Annotated in this window: 17 protein-coding genes; 7 read left to right on the forward strand and 10 right to left on the reverse strand. The window is 34.1% G+C overall.

The features are described 5' to 3' along the window. The first annotated feature begins 204 nt into the window (after positions 1–204). From P2W75_RS15860 to P2W75_RS15870, 3 genes are read left to right on the forward strand one after another with little or no spacing between them, the layout of a single operon-like run. Positions 205–1,248: a sensor histidine kinase gene (locus P2W75_RS15860; protein ID WP_207295878.1), complete on the forward strand. Its 1,044-nt coding sequence runs from the start codon at positions 205–207 to the stop codon at positions 1,246–1,248. Next, positions 1,248–1,979 carry a LytTR family DNA-binding domain-containing protein gene (locus P2W75_RS15865; protein ID WP_207295877.1) on the forward strand — a complete coding sequence of 244 codons (732 nt, stop codon included), beginning with the start codon at positions 1,248–1,250 and terminating at the stop codon, positions 1,977–1,979. Before P2W75_RS15860 ends, P2W75_RS15865 begins: the two co-directional genes overlap by 1 nt. Before the next feature lie 17 nt (positions 1,980–1,996). Next, positions 1,997–2,290, forward strand: a complete 294-nt coding sequence (locus P2W75_RS15870; protein ID WP_276381230.1) for a DUF3861 domain-containing protein — start codon at positions 1,997–1,999, stop codon at positions 2,288–2,290. Between the two features lie 43 nt (positions 2,291–2,333). Here P2W75_RS15870 and P2W75_RS15875 read toward each other — a convergent pair whose 3' ends face one another. The 7 genes from P2W75_RS15875 to P2W75_RS15905 all read right to left on the reverse strand — a co-directional run bounded on the left by P2W75_RS15875 (position 2,334) and on the right by P2W75_RS15905 (position 7,031). After that, positions 2,334–2,948 carry a thioredoxin family protein gene (locus tag P2W75_RS15875; RefSeq protein ID WP_207295875.1) on the reverse strand — a complete coding sequence of 205 codons (615 nt, stop codon included), beginning with the start codon at positions 2,946–2,948 and terminating at the stop codon, positions 2,334–2,336. Between the two features lie 3 nt (positions 2,949–2,951). Continuing rightward, complete coding sequence (locus P2W75_RS15880; protein ID WP_276381231.1) at positions 2,952–3,428, reverse strand: TlpA family protein disulfide reductase; 477 nt, start codon at positions 3,426–3,428, stop codon at positions 2,952–2,954. Positions 3,429–3,660: 232 nt separating this feature from the next. Next, positions 3,661–4,248 carry a hypothetical protein gene (locus tag P2W75_RS15885; RefSeq protein WP_276381232.1) on the reverse strand — a complete coding sequence of 196 codons (588 nt, stop codon included), beginning with the start codon at positions 4,246–4,248 and terminating at the stop codon, positions 3,661–3,663. Positions 4,249–4,344: 96 nt separating this feature from the next. Then, positions 4,345–5,067 (reverse strand): DUF1963 domain-containing protein, encoded by a 723-nt coding sequence (locus P2W75_RS15890; protein WP_276381233.1) that lies wholly within the window; start codon positions 5,065–5,067, stop codon positions 4,345–4,347. 148 nt (positions 5,068–5,215) lie between these two features. Further along, positions 5,216–5,722 carry an SMI1/KNR4 family protein gene (locus tag P2W75_RS15895; RefSeq protein WP_207295871.1) on the reverse strand — a complete coding sequence of 169 codons (507 nt, stop codon included), beginning with the start codon at positions 5,720–5,722 and terminating at the stop codon, positions 5,216–5,218. A 21-nt stretch (positions 5,723–5,743) separates the two neighbouring features. Further along, positions 5,744–6,445 carry an SMI1/KNR4 family protein gene (locus tag P2W75_RS15900; protein WP_207295870.1) on the reverse strand — a complete coding sequence of 234 codons (702 nt, stop codon included), beginning with the start codon at positions 6,443–6,445 and terminating at the stop codon, positions 5,744–5,746. A 268-nt stretch (positions 6,446–6,713) separates the two neighbouring features. After that, positions 6,714–7,031 carry a helix-turn-helix domain-containing protein gene (locus tag P2W75_RS15905; protein ID WP_276381234.1) on the reverse strand — a complete coding sequence of 106 codons (318 nt, stop codon included), beginning with the start codon at positions 7,029–7,031 and terminating at the stop codon, positions 6,714–6,716. A gap of 159 nt (positions 7,032–7,190) precedes the next feature. On the opposite strand from P2W75_RS15905, the gene P2W75_RS15910 reads away from it, so the two are divergent. Further along, entirely contained in the window at positions 7,191–8,108 is a 918-nt protein-coding gene (locus P2W75_RS15910; RefSeq protein WP_276381235.1) for a DsbA family protein, read from the forward strand. A gap of 254 nt (positions 8,109–8,362) precedes the next feature. Here P2W75_RS15910 and P2W75_RS15915 read toward each other — a convergent pair whose 3' ends face one another. Next, positions 8,363–8,839 carry a CinA family protein gene (locus tag P2W75_RS15915; RefSeq protein WP_207295866.1) on the reverse strand — a complete coding sequence of 159 codons (477 nt, stop codon included), beginning with the start codon at positions 8,837–8,839 and terminating at the stop codon, positions 8,363–8,365. Positions 8,840–9,083: 244 nt separating this feature from the next. Between P2W75_RS15915 and P2W75_RS15920 the strand changes: the two genes are divergently transcribed. The 3 genes from P2W75_RS15920 to P2W75_RS15930 are packed head-to-tail and all read left to right on the forward strand — an operon-like array spanning position 9,084 to position 10,257. Further along, entirely contained in the window at positions 9,084–9,578 is a 495-nt protein-coding gene (locus P2W75_RS15920) for a hypothetical protein (protein ID WP_276381236.1), read from the forward strand. A gap of 21 nt (positions 9,579–9,599) precedes the next feature. Further along, positions 9,600–10,022 (forward strand): hypothetical protein, encoded by a 423-nt coding sequence (locus P2W75_RS15925; RefSeq protein ID WP_207295864.1) that lies wholly within the window; start codon positions 9,600–9,602, stop codon positions 10,020–10,022. A gap of 13 nt (positions 10,023–10,035) precedes the next feature. Beyond that, positions 10,036–10,257, forward strand: a complete 222-nt coding sequence (locus P2W75_RS15930; protein ID WP_207295863.1) for a PrgI family protein — start codon at positions 10,036–10,038, stop codon at positions 10,255–10,257. Between the two features lie 187 nt (positions 10,258–10,444). Here P2W75_RS15930 and P2W75_RS15935 read toward each other — a convergent pair whose 3' ends face one another. Together P2W75_RS15935 and P2W75_RS15940 are read right to left on the reverse strand one after the other, a co-directional pair. Beyond that, positions 10,445–10,819 (reverse strand): STAS/SEC14 domain-containing protein, encoded by a 375-nt coding sequence (locus tag P2W75_RS15935; RefSeq protein WP_207295862.1) that lies wholly within the window; start codon positions 10,817–10,819, stop codon positions 10,445–10,447. Between the two features lie 271 nt (positions 10,820–11,090). Beyond that, positions 11,091–12,851 carry a RagB/SusD family nutrient uptake outer membrane protein gene (locus P2W75_RS15940; protein ID WP_276381237.1) on the reverse strand — a complete coding sequence of 587 codons (1,761 nt, stop codon included), beginning with the start codon at positions 12,849–12,851 and terminating at the stop codon, positions 11,091–11,093. Between the last annotated feature and the right edge of the window lie 5 nt (positions 12,852–12,856).

The following is a 12,856-nucleotide window of genomic DNA, read 5'->3' on the forward strand; positions in this document are numbered from 1 at the left end:
ATTTCAAATAGACGAATACGGAAAGACAATCGATAAAGATATGCTGACACACGACGGGGTTTCAAAAAAATTAAACAAGCGTTTAATTCTTAAACTCATCGGCTCTAAAATGGTTTTTAAAGACTATAATTCTGCGTTGAGCGATTGGTTCTAAATCGAATGTAAATAAAGTGTAATATTGTCAATAAAAAAGTAAAATTCGTAATGGCATCAAACCTATACAGACCTTATTTATTTACCGGATTACACATTCTTGGCTGGTTTTTATTGGGATTTATCATGTTGTTTTACATCCCCTTAACTTGGAATCTAGTACTTCCGTCCATTTTTTGGCTTTGGCAGATTATTATCTTGTTTTTGTTAATGGCTATATTTTATACTAATGCAAAAATTATAGTTCCAAAAACCATCATTAAAGACAACACTTCGCCTTTTTTATTTTGGGCTTTTCTGGTCATTTTTGCGTTACAGCTTATCGCTTATGTATATACTTCGCAAACCGATCTTCACAATAAAATCACAGCAATTTTAGGATTCAAAAAGTATCGAAATCCGTATTTTGACAATTATGTTTTCATGCTTACGCTTTTGGTTTTAGGAATAAGCACGAGCTGGGCGATGTTACAGCACTGGCAGAAAGCGGCGCAATACAAACAAAAATTAGAACAGGACAAAACAGCTGCCGAGCTGGCAATGCTGAAAGCACAGATAAATCCGCACTTTTTCTTTAACTCGTTAAATAGTATTTATTCGTTAACGTACACCGATATTGAAGATTCTAGAAATGCACTTCACACTTTAAGCCGTATGATGCGTTATTTATTATACAGCACAGAAGAAACAACTACTTTATTGAAAGAAGCCGAATTTATGAAGGATTTTATTTCGTTGATGAAACTTCGTGCTAATAAAAAACTAACCATTACTACAGACATTCCAGAAAAAATTCACGATTACCCAATTGTTCCAATGTTATTATTACCTTTAGTAGAAAATGCATTTAAACATGGCATTCATGCTACGGATAAAAGCGAAATTCATATTAGATTAAGCCAAATTGGAAGTCACTTGGATTTTGAGGTAGAAAATACTTATTTCGAAAAACCGGCTCTACCTCATGAAGGAGGAATTGGTTTAACAAATACGAAACGAAGACTTCAGTTGATTTATCCGCATAAACATACCCTTATATCTGGTATCGCCAAAAACGGAATGTATAATGTAAAACTGCAACTAATTTTAGACTAATGATAACATTAAAATGTATAGCAGTCGACGACGAACCTCTGGCATTAAAACTGGTACAGACTTTTATTGAACAAACGCCTTTTTTAGAATTAACTGCCAGTTGTGACAATGCGGTTGAAGCCATGACTTTAATTAAAGATAAACAGCCCGATCTTGTTTTTCTAGATATCAATATGCCCAATTTAACCGGAATGGAACTTGCCAGACTTTTGCAGGAACAACCGGGACAAGTACCCAAAATTGTTTTTACAACCGCTTATAATCATTATGCGATTGAAGGCTACAAAGTAAATGCAGTCGATTATCTTTTAAAACCTTTCAGCTACGAAGAGTTTTTGCGTGCTGCGCATAAAGTACTTCAAATTACGACAGAAGCTTCAACACAATTTCAGTCTGTTACGGCAGATGATGAATTTATCTTTTTAAAAGTTGAATATCAATGGGTTCGTATTTCGCTTAAAGATATTTTGTATATCGAAAGTTTAAAAGATTACGTAAAAGTACATCTTGACGATTCGCAAAAAGCAATCATGTCATTGATTTCTTTAAAGGCTTTGGAAGAAAAACTGCCTTCTGCTAAATTTATGAGAGTACACCGTTCGTTTATCGTAGCGCTTGACAAAATAAATGCAATTACTAAAAATTCAATTTTAATTGGCAAAACAGAAATTACGGTTGGCGAACAATACAAAGAAACATTTAAAACCATTGTAGACAAATGGTTGAAATAAAATAGAATACAATTATCATGGAAAAAAGAGCAAACAAATATTATCTGACTTTAAGCCTGAAAGAATACGCAAATGGAGCCACTACTCCTGCAAAAGAACTAGGAATTGAATTTGACAATCACGATGAAATATTTGGTATTATAGAAAAAATCAAAGACAAAAATATATTCGAAAATCCGCATGAAGCAACTCAGTTTGCCATTGGCCTGAAATTATTCAGCGAAATCAAACTTAAACACCGCAAAAATCCTTTGTTTGATGAATTGAATGATGTATTTCCGGTTTTTATGAAAAAACTAAAAAGCTTGTAGTTTCTACCTACAAGCTTTTTTTATTTTTTTTAAATTCCAATAATTAAGCTTTCGCTTTTCTTTTTACTGTACATCCAATTTCTTTGGTTTGGGTTACAGCTGGTTTTTGACCGCTTTTTAAAGATGCAATAACATCTTCGGCATATTTTATTTTTTGAGGATTTTTTCCTTCCGGATCGTTGTCGATTGCGCCAACATATTCTACTACATTTCCTTTTGAAGTTTTAGAAACGATAAAAATGTGAGGTGTGCGTTTTGCTCCGTATTCGTCTGTAATTTTTTGTCCAGCATCAAATAAATATGGAAAAGGATATTTTTTCTCTTTTGCCAAATCCTGCATCTTAGCAAATGTATCTGCTGTAGAAGCTTCTGGATCGTTAGGATTAATGGCAATTACAGGATAACCCTGCGGTTTGAATTTTTTATCTAAATCAATAATTCTCTGCTCATAACCTACCGCATACGGACATGTATTACAAGTAAAAACTACGATATATCCTTTTGCGTCTTTAAAAGTTCCAAAAGAAACTTCTTTATTGTCTACATTTTTCAGCTTAAAATCTGGTGCGGCGTCTCCTGCTTTAAGAGTTGTTCCCGTTTGTGCTTGAGCCAGAAAAGCAGAAAGTGCTAATGTCAGTAATAAAATTATTTTTTTCATGGTTTACAGTTTTTTATATTCAGTTAATAATTGTTCGTAGGTAAATTCGCTTTCAATAAATTTTCGTTTGTCGCCTTTAATAAAAAGTGTCGCGGGAATACTGCCTGACCAGCTTGGATCAATACGGTCGATAAATTCTTGGGGACTGCTTTCGTTCAGCAGAAAAACTTCATTTTTCAGATTTTTTCTTTTTACAAAAGGAACCACATTCGAAGCCAGTTTTGATTTAAAATCCAGACTTACCAATAAAACAGCCAGTTTCTCTGATTTATATTCGGCTCCCAGTTTTTCAAAATGTGGCAATTCTTTAATACAAGGCGCACACCAAGTTGCCCAAAAGTTGACAACATAGGTACTGTCTTTTCCTGTTTTAATTCTTTCGTTTAACTGATCGATATTTAAGAGCTTAACGTTCTGACTGTAAGCCGAAATAGAGAAAACACTAAACAAAAGGATATAGAAAAAAGACTTGATTTTCATGAGATTCAACGCTTTAGAATTAATTTGTGTCTTACAAATATAAACTATTGAAATCTTACTTTTTGTTAATGAAAGTTTAATGAATTTTTTAAAGAAGCTGAGTTACTAATATTCTAAGGTTTTAAAGAGTACCCAGGCTTGGTTGATATTATAGCGATGGATTCCATCCTAGTGTGGATTCGATGCGTTTTTGTTATAATTTCTTTTATTTGAAATAAAAAAAATCGAAAGATTAAAATTCTATACTAAACGAATACGTAAAATCAGCTGTAAAATCTGGTTTCTCGTTTGAAGGTTTTATCAGAAATTCAAATGTAGGTTCCATGTCTTCTATTTGTTCTATTTCTCCAGATTCTGTTTTGATTTCTAAAGTCTGCTTTGTTAAACCTGCTAAGATCGAAACGCTGTAAAAGCCGTTTGGGAGTTCTATTGTGGCGTGTTTGTATTTTTTTAGTAAATCGACTTTCTCTTTTGTAAAATCTCTCAAATACGGAATCGTATATAAATAAATCCTGCCGTTTACAACCGTAAGACAATATCCATCGCGTTTGTGCTGTAATTCATTTCCGGGTTTTAATAATTCAGGAACATCATCTGAAAGATTAAAATAAACAGTATACGGATAATTTACTATCCCAATCATGGGTACAATTACACCTTCTTCGACAACCTGATCTCCGGTTTCTTCTGTTGTGAATTCTGTTAAAAGATCATCTGGTAAATCATTTTCGATTTTATACTGCATTAAACAATCCACATCGCCCAAGATGAAATAATCCATTAGATCGTTTAGAACTTCATTAAATTTATGTACTGCCATGATGCTTTATAATTTAGTTCGTTTTCCCATATAGTAACTGTATTCGTTGTCGATGATTTTGTAACCGTATCCTAATTCCTTAATCATAGTAGTTTTTTAAGATTGTCCCCAATGAAATTCACAGTTACTAAAATTTAATGCTTTCAAATCGTCTTTGTCAATTAAAACACTAAACACACCTTCATCGTTGAATCCGTTCTCTCCTATTTGCAATAAAACTACTTTATTTGAATTGACAACTTCTAATATCTGTTGCTCTTGTGCCTGACAATGTGTAAAGATTCCGAAGATTTTTGATGTCTCGCTTCCTTCGAAGAAATCCCATAAAAGTCCGTCTTCATTGGCATCTTCTTCTTCATATTCATCTTCTGGATCACGATAACGATCTGAAAGTTTTTCGGTTGCCGCAAAGGCCTCTTTTATCAAAACCCCTTCAAAGAAATTATCGTCATGATCTTTTACTACTCTCACTAATTCGCTGTTCTCAATATCCGCATAGGCAACAAGTCCTTTATCTTCGATAATATCGGCAAAAAAGAACAAGTGTCCCGTTTTTGGCAAAAGCCCAGAGTTGTCGTGAGGAGCAATTTGTTTGAGATCTAACTGAGCTGCAAAACGAAGATCTTTTGGATATTCAAAATCTTTGGGAAGATCAGCAATTGGTCCGCCGTAACGGGAATGCCCCAACGGAATATCTAAGGTTCCTGCTTTTACCAGCAATCCATCTTTTAATAAAATTTCGGGCATTTTTAAGCTGTCTCCGTAATAATGTTTTGTGGCAGGAAGCAGTTCAATGATTTCAAATATTTCTTTTTCCATTAGGCTGTTATTTTTATTTAAATAAATGTAATTATTATTCGTATAATTTTAATTAATTACAAATCAGTATTTCGTTTGTAATATTCTTTCCATAACATTTTATTTAAATACTTTATAATTAAATTTCTCCCCGAACAATACTTATTTATTAATCCAATTCGTCTTCAATATTGTTGGTATTGCTTAAAACATTTTCCATTGTGTTTCCTAAAAATCCCCAGCAGTCATCGTCGTAGCCAATATTTCCTGAGGAAACAGCAATTATAGGAAACTCGTTTTCTTTTCTGAGATCGTAGGCGTAGAATTTTCCGCCGCCATTAAATGCTACCGGCAAAAATGCTGGAGCCCAGAACGGAAAACCATAAGAAATGTACATTTCTCTAATATCTTCAAGTGAGAAATAGCCAAATTCTCGATCGCCGTTTAAAATTCCGCCTCCGTTTGAATGATTCAAAAGCTTGATATATTCTTCTGGAAGTTTTATTTGTTTTGGAATCGGGAGAATTTCGGGTGCAGTTCCTTCTGGATATAATTGTCTTATATTATCCAATATCTCTAATTCGTTTACTGAATAAGGTTTTGTAAAAAAATCGTCTGGAATTGACTCTGTTAATCCAGGATGTATGTCGAAAAAATTAAATTTATTAAACCACATAATTACTTGTTTTTAATTTAGTTAATCTTCGTCGTCATCTTCATCAAATTCTTCGTCATCATACGAAAGATAAGACCAATCGATATCTATACAGTCAAGAATTTCATCGAAACGATCTTGAATGCTTGTTCCTATAAACGCTCCGTGACAATTGTTATTTTGATCGAAAGAAAGGCTGATTACATCATAAAACTGATCTGTATACACTTTTTGATTGTCTTTACTGATTTCGGGCACTAATTTCCAATTGTCTTCTACAAACTTTACGATCTCAGGTTCGATTGCTCCTATGAAATTTCCGTTGTATTGAAGTCCGCCTAAGGTTCCGTTAAAAACAGCCATCAATAAAAAGAAGTTTTCAGTTGTCTGGGTTTCAACTTCCCAATCTGATTTTTCAATGGTATCGTAATTTCCATATACTGGTGGATTGTCTTCTATTAAATCTTCTTTTTTAATTCCCCAGATCGCTACGTTTTGGTTTTCTTCATAAAAAACTAGATAGTCATCTTCTGAAAATTCAATTTCACCATCAGGTTTTAAAAGTCGGTTAAAACAATAATTTAGGTTTTCTTCTTTCCCTAATTCCTGATAATATTCTTTTAGCTTTGAAGGAAGCGTGACTTTTAATTCTTTCTCTAGGGCAGAAATTTCGTCTTTTGAAAATCCGTAGTCTTCTTTATCAGACAAGTTATAAAGACGTTTGATTTTTTGTATATAATTCATGTGAAGTTTTTATTTAAGTATTTCAGAGGAAATAAATATTTCCATTAATCAAATAGCGAACATGCAGTAAAACAAGTTACTGCTAGTATGATGTGAAATAGTTTTGTTTTTTCTGGCGAGGTAGTTTTAGTAGGATTCAAGAGCCAGAATCTCTTTTTTTTCGTGTATTTCAATCATAATTTAGGCTTATATATTTTTACAAACGTGAAAATACATAAATTCTTGTAAGATTGCAATTACTTTATAATTGATAATGTATTCTTAATTATTATTTATCAGAGAAAAACTCCAATTGTTTGAAAACTGGAATCAATGATTTTCCTTTTTCTGATAGATTATATTCGATGTGAAGCGGTTTTAATTTGATGACATTTTTATCCAGAAGTCCAAACTCTTCCAGCTCGCGCAATGCAGTCGAAATAGATTGTTTATTGGCTCCTTTAAGATCTCTTAAAAGTCCGTTGAAACGTATTGGTCCGTCAACAGCCAATAAGAATATTTGCGGTTTCCATTTACCTGATAATAGTTTGAGAAGTCCTTCGGCAGGACATTCATTTTCTTTTTGGGATTTATTTTCGGTAGTCATGTTTTTTTGACTAATTGACTTGTGAATATTTACAAACGAACTTTGCGTAAAGTTAAAAATTTAAACCAAGCGGAAATTAAAAACAGTTATATGAAAATACTTTCGCTATTCTTAATCTTGATTTGCAGTGTAAATTGCCAATCACAAATAAATTCTAAAATGAACGAGAATAAAATAAATCCGTTATTATGTGATCCTGAAACAGGAATGTGCGAAATGCCGATTGGCGAAAAATCTAATGAAACCGCTTCTATTCCGGCCGAAAATAAACCAATTAAAATTATTTATTATACAGATCCAATCTGCTCCTCCTGCTGGGGAATCGAACCTCAGCTTCGAAAATTAAAACTAGAATACGGAGATTATATCGAAATTGACTATCGAATGGGCGGTTTATTGCCAGATTGGACGTATAACAGCGGCGGTATCAGCAAACCTTCAGATGTGGCGCATCATTGGGACGAAGCGAGTTTGTATTACGCAATGCCTATTGATGGAGATGTGTGGCTTGAAGATCCGCTGGATTCCTCTTATCCCTCTTGCATTGCCATGAAAGCGGCGCAAATTCAGAGTAAGGATAAAGCAGTTTATTTTATGCGAATACTGCGTGAAAAATTATATCTGGATAAAAAGAATATTGCCAAATGGGAAAACATAGCCGAAGCTGCCGAAAAAGCAGGTTTGGACATCGCAAAACTAAAAACGGATTATGAAAATGACGCCAAAAAACTTTTCCAAGAAGATTTAAATCTGGGCAGAACATTAGGCGTTAGGGGCTTCCCTACTTTATTTTTCTCTGACGGAAATAACAATCAATTAACGGTTTATGGTTCTAAACCTCATGCTTCTTATGAAAATGCTTTGTCTGCTCTTTTACCAGAAGCCAAAAAGAAAGATATTCCTAATGAAAATCCGTTATCGCTTTTTGAAATTTATCCAACCTTGGCTCCAAAAGAATATGCCGTAATTCTAGATATTTCGTATACAGAAGCAAAAGATATTCTGGAAGAATTATATCAAAAGGGTAAATTGGATAAAAAGACTATAAAAAATGGTTCGCTTTATCTTAAAAAATAATTATATATAAAAAATGCTCCGCTAGGAACATCTCGTTGGTAAAAAAGTTTTTCCCGCTCTTCAGATCGTCCCTTGGGGACGTTTGATTTGCATATTGATTGTCCTTAATCAATCGTTCCTATGGAACGTAAATACAAAAACTTATACACGTATTCTACCAATGAATTGTTCCTAGCGGAACATTTTAAATTAAGCTTGGAAATATTTGTTCTTAAAGGAAATTGATAAATAAGCCATTTGTATGGCGGTAACTATTAATTTAGCTCTTTCAAAATCAAATCTGCAACAGTATCGATTGCTTGGTTTACGATACTTTCTGCGTCTCCATCAAATTCGAAACGTTTGGCGATTTCTTTGTCTGAGATAATAATGTGTATAAAAATGGTTCCTACGGGTTTGGATTCGCTTTCGCTTCCGCCCGGAGTAGTAAGTCCGGTTAAGGCTACGCAGATATCTGAATTGATGTATTTATGAAAATTTTGCGCCATGAGTTTGGTGACTTCTGCAGATTCTGCGCTATACTGTTCAATAGTTCCCCAAGGAATGTGAAGCAAATCTTCTTTCATTGAAATATGATAGCAGGTTATTCCTCCTATTAAAATCCTTCCCGAATTAAAAACTGTCGAGAATTCATAACACATTTTTCCGGCTGAAGCACTTTCTGCAAATGCTATCGTCAGATTTTTTTCGATTAAAGCCTCACAACAGGCCGTTACTTTTTCAGATGCCATATTGATTTCATTTTAACTGCATTTTTCTATTCAAAAATAAAGTCTTCTACTCATTACTGCTTATATCATTTCTTACAACTCTTACATTTTAAATAACTGTTAATTATGCAACTATATTAAATATTCGTGTAAGGACTTCCTTGTATAGGCTTGGTAAATTTGTAAAATACAAGCTTTTTAAATGAAAGCTAAAGGAAGAATATTCCAGAATAGACAATAATTATCAACCCAAAATATAAACATTATGGAAAAGCAGCACAACCATGAATATGGTCAGTTTGATCCTGATTATATCGACCAAAATACTCTTGTTGATGGTACTTATTCTAATGAAGATCAATTCAAACAAGATGTAAAAAAACATGACAATCGGGAATTTGGCGAAAGCGATCCTGATTATATTGATCAAAATACGATTATTGATAACGACAATTATGCTCGAGATGAAGATCCGTATCAATATCAGGAAGAGTTTATAGAAGATCCGCATCATCCGCAAGGTGATTTTGAAACCAACACAAATGTTAGATCTGAAAATATCCCGAATCAGGAACGAGTGGTAAATGAAGACGATGCCATTACAAATGATGACACCGAAGACGATTTAAACAAGGATTATGATCCTGATTTGGATGATAAAAGTGAATCTGACTCAGAAAAACACAGCGATCTGGATGATGACGAAGAACTTGATGATTTTGATGCCGAGCATTATCCTGAAAATCATCCGAGAGAATAACCGTTTCAAGAAATTGTTTTTATGGATATAGGAGTTCAAATTATCTGGCTTTTTGTATTGGCTGTTCCAATTGCTTGTATCAGCTGGACGGTAACGCACGAAGAGATTTTTAGAGAGCCGCACGAATGGTGTGTTAGACATTCTAAAAACGACAAGTACATATTGTCTCGAAAGTTTTTTTATCTGCTTACCTGCGAATATTGTTTCAGCCATTATGTTACAATAGCATTTTTGATACTCTGCGATTATAAACTTTTGTTAAACGATTGGCGCGGATACATTTTGGCGGGATTTTCGCTGGTATTTATGGCGAATATTTATATGAGCCTTTTTGCACTTCTTCGACAAGCAATTAAAAAAGAAAAAGTCGAAATTGAAAAAATTGAGACTGAAACAGACAATGAAAAGAATACTATCAACACAAATAAAAATACGTTTAACTAAATAATTAACAATCATGGAAAATTTAAATTTCATAGACCCTCTATTACACGGAATCAAACCTATTGAAGATAGCACATCAAAACTTAGTGTAAAACAACTGGCTTGCGCTGGATTTGGTTCACTATTAATTGGTGCCGTTTTAAAAAAAGCAGGACATGCTAAAACAGCTGCTGTTGTAGGAGGTCTTGCATTACCATTATTATCTGCAGCAGTTTACAAAAAACTAGCGAAGTAAGCAGTCTCTAAAATTAAATCATAAAAAATCCCGTTAAGTTTATTCTTAACGGGATTTTTGTTTTGTATAAATGCTGAGTTTTAGAAAACAGCATCGTGAAAATTTTAAATTAATTGCCTTCTTTTTCCCAAAGCAGGAATGACTTTAAATCAATATTTCCGCGTGCCAGACTTTCTAATTTGCGTATTCAAGCCAGGTTAATATTTCCTTCAACCCAGTTAAGTGCCTTATTGAAAGCTTCTTTTTTAAATCCGTGGAATTCTCCCGGAACGATATAGCTAAATCCGTTGGTAAACGAAATAATATCATCTGAATCTGAAACAATTGCTGCTCTGTTCCATTTTCCTAAATGTTTAAGTCCCAAAAGTGCATCCTGCAGCCACGCTCCTGCTGTAAAGTTTTTAATATCTGTATCTAATACCAGTAAAAAATTGATTTCGTTTGTTTGTTTTACCAAATGTTCTACGGCAGGAACTACAACCGCTAGAAAATCGTCTTTTGTTACTTCTGCTAAGGCTCTAAATGCTACAATATTATCGGTAGTGTCAATTTGATGTATCATAATTTCATACTTTTTTTTGAGTTAATTTAATCGTTATTATCATTTTGAAATCCAATTATTTAGACTTTAAAAATGCACATCAAATATACGACTAAACGATAGCTAAATCTTACATTTATCCAATTGAATATTATATTTTAAGGGGCTAAGATACTGAGGTGTAAAGGGACAAAAATGAATAAAAAGCCTAAAGACTTTTTCAAGAGAAAAAGCCTGCTCTTTTGGAGACAGGCTTTTTACAAAAAATAAAAAAATAAACTAACACAAACTTTTAATATCCTTGATTCTGTTTAAAGACTTTTTGGTCAATAACAGTCTGTGGAATTGGGAATACTCTTCTAAAAGGTTGAGAAGCCGCTTTTGCAGTTCCAGCAAGATCATATTTTCCAAAACGGATGCTTTCTGGTCTTCTTTGTAATTCCCAGTATAACTCAAATCCTAATTCTTTATATAACTGTGCTGCGTCTAGAGAAGTAAGTGCTTTTCCTGGAGCATTTGCAAATAAAGATTCTCTTTTTCTGCTAGTACGCAGTTTGTTTAAATCGTCCATTGCTGCGCCTGTGCTTCCTTTTCTGAAAAGGGCTTCAGCTCTCATTGCATAAATTCCTCCTAAACGAAATAACGGAATATCAACGTTACTGTTACCGTTTCCTCCTTCTGGATCGAATTCGTATTTGAATACACGTGCTCCTTGATTGATTTCGTTTTGAGCAAAAACAGATTTTGTTGGATCTGCAAATGTCAATGTTGGTGTGAAATTCATTCTTGTAGTCGTACTTTTTTCCATATATAAAGGAGAAACTTTAATACGGTTGCCAATCATTTCCAGAGATCCCGAAGCCAATAAAATTGGTCCGTACTGAAGCCCAGCCTGAATTCCTCTGTTGAAGTGGAACCAAGGTAAATTAGCGCTTTTAGGTACAATATCTGTTGCAGGCACGCTTACATCTGTTCCGTCGTTCATAAACCATGTACCATCAGCATATTGATAATGTTGTTCAAATCTTGGGTCATCGTGGTTGCCGTCCCAAGTCGCATAGAATTCTGGAGTGGTACAAGCCGCGTTTGTTCCTCTGTTTGCCGCAGAGGTTCTTTGGTTACGTTCCATACAAACGTAAGCAAAGCTGTTTGAACCGTTACGGATGTAGTCTATTTTTTGAGAAATCGCAAAAATAAGTTCTTTACCATTGTTATTATCCCTTGCAAAGTTTTTGAAATAATCGCTTTCTAAACTGAATTTACCTGAATCGATCAATAATGATGTGTAATAAATCACCCGATCCATATCTGTTCCTGTACCCGATACAGCTGGTTCATTAAAATTGAAATTTGAATTCACATTGTAACGATCTTTTAATACTGCACGATTCAAATACATGTTACTTAAAAAAGCATAAGCGGCTTGTTTTGTAAATCTTCCGTGGTGTGTACGTTGTGTACCAATATCAGCCAAATCGGGTATTAAAGCTTCTACATCGGTAATTAATTTGTCAATTTGAGTATCTGCTTTTAAAATTTCCAATGGTGCTTTAGGATTCATAGGATCTCTGTAAGGAGCTTGTCCGTATAAATCTAAAGTGGTATAGGTGTAAAAAGCTAAAAGTGCTTTTGCTTCTGCAAGAAATAATTTCTTTTCAGCAAAAGTAGTTTGCTCTGCTGATTGAATTGCAGTCAGCGAACGTGTAATTCCGTTTGTCAGCAAATCCCAGTTGTTTACTATAATAGCATTACTTGAGCTCCATGTAAATTCGTGCATATCTCTCCATTTTCCGCCATCACCCCAATCGCTTCCACGAGTGGGTAAAATAGCCTCATCAGTAGTATATTCCTGCATGGCAAAAACAGCTCCGTGATCTGTAAAAGTTCCGTCTCCAAGCCTGTCATATGCTGCTGCAAGCGAACCTGCCGGATCTGAAGCATCACTTCCTAAAACTTCATCCAAAACAACTTCATCCAAATCGGTACAGCTGCTTAAGAGAAAAATAAAAGAGAATAGAGTTAAAATTTTTATGCTTAATGTCTTTGTCTTCATGTGAT

Origin of the sequence: Flavobacterium sp. H4147, from assembly GCF_029360735.1 — a bacterium.
GTDB classification, from domain to species: domain Bacteria; phylum Bacteroidota; class Bacteroidia; order Flavobacteriales; family Flavobacteriaceae; genus Flavobacterium; species Flavobacterium endoglycinae.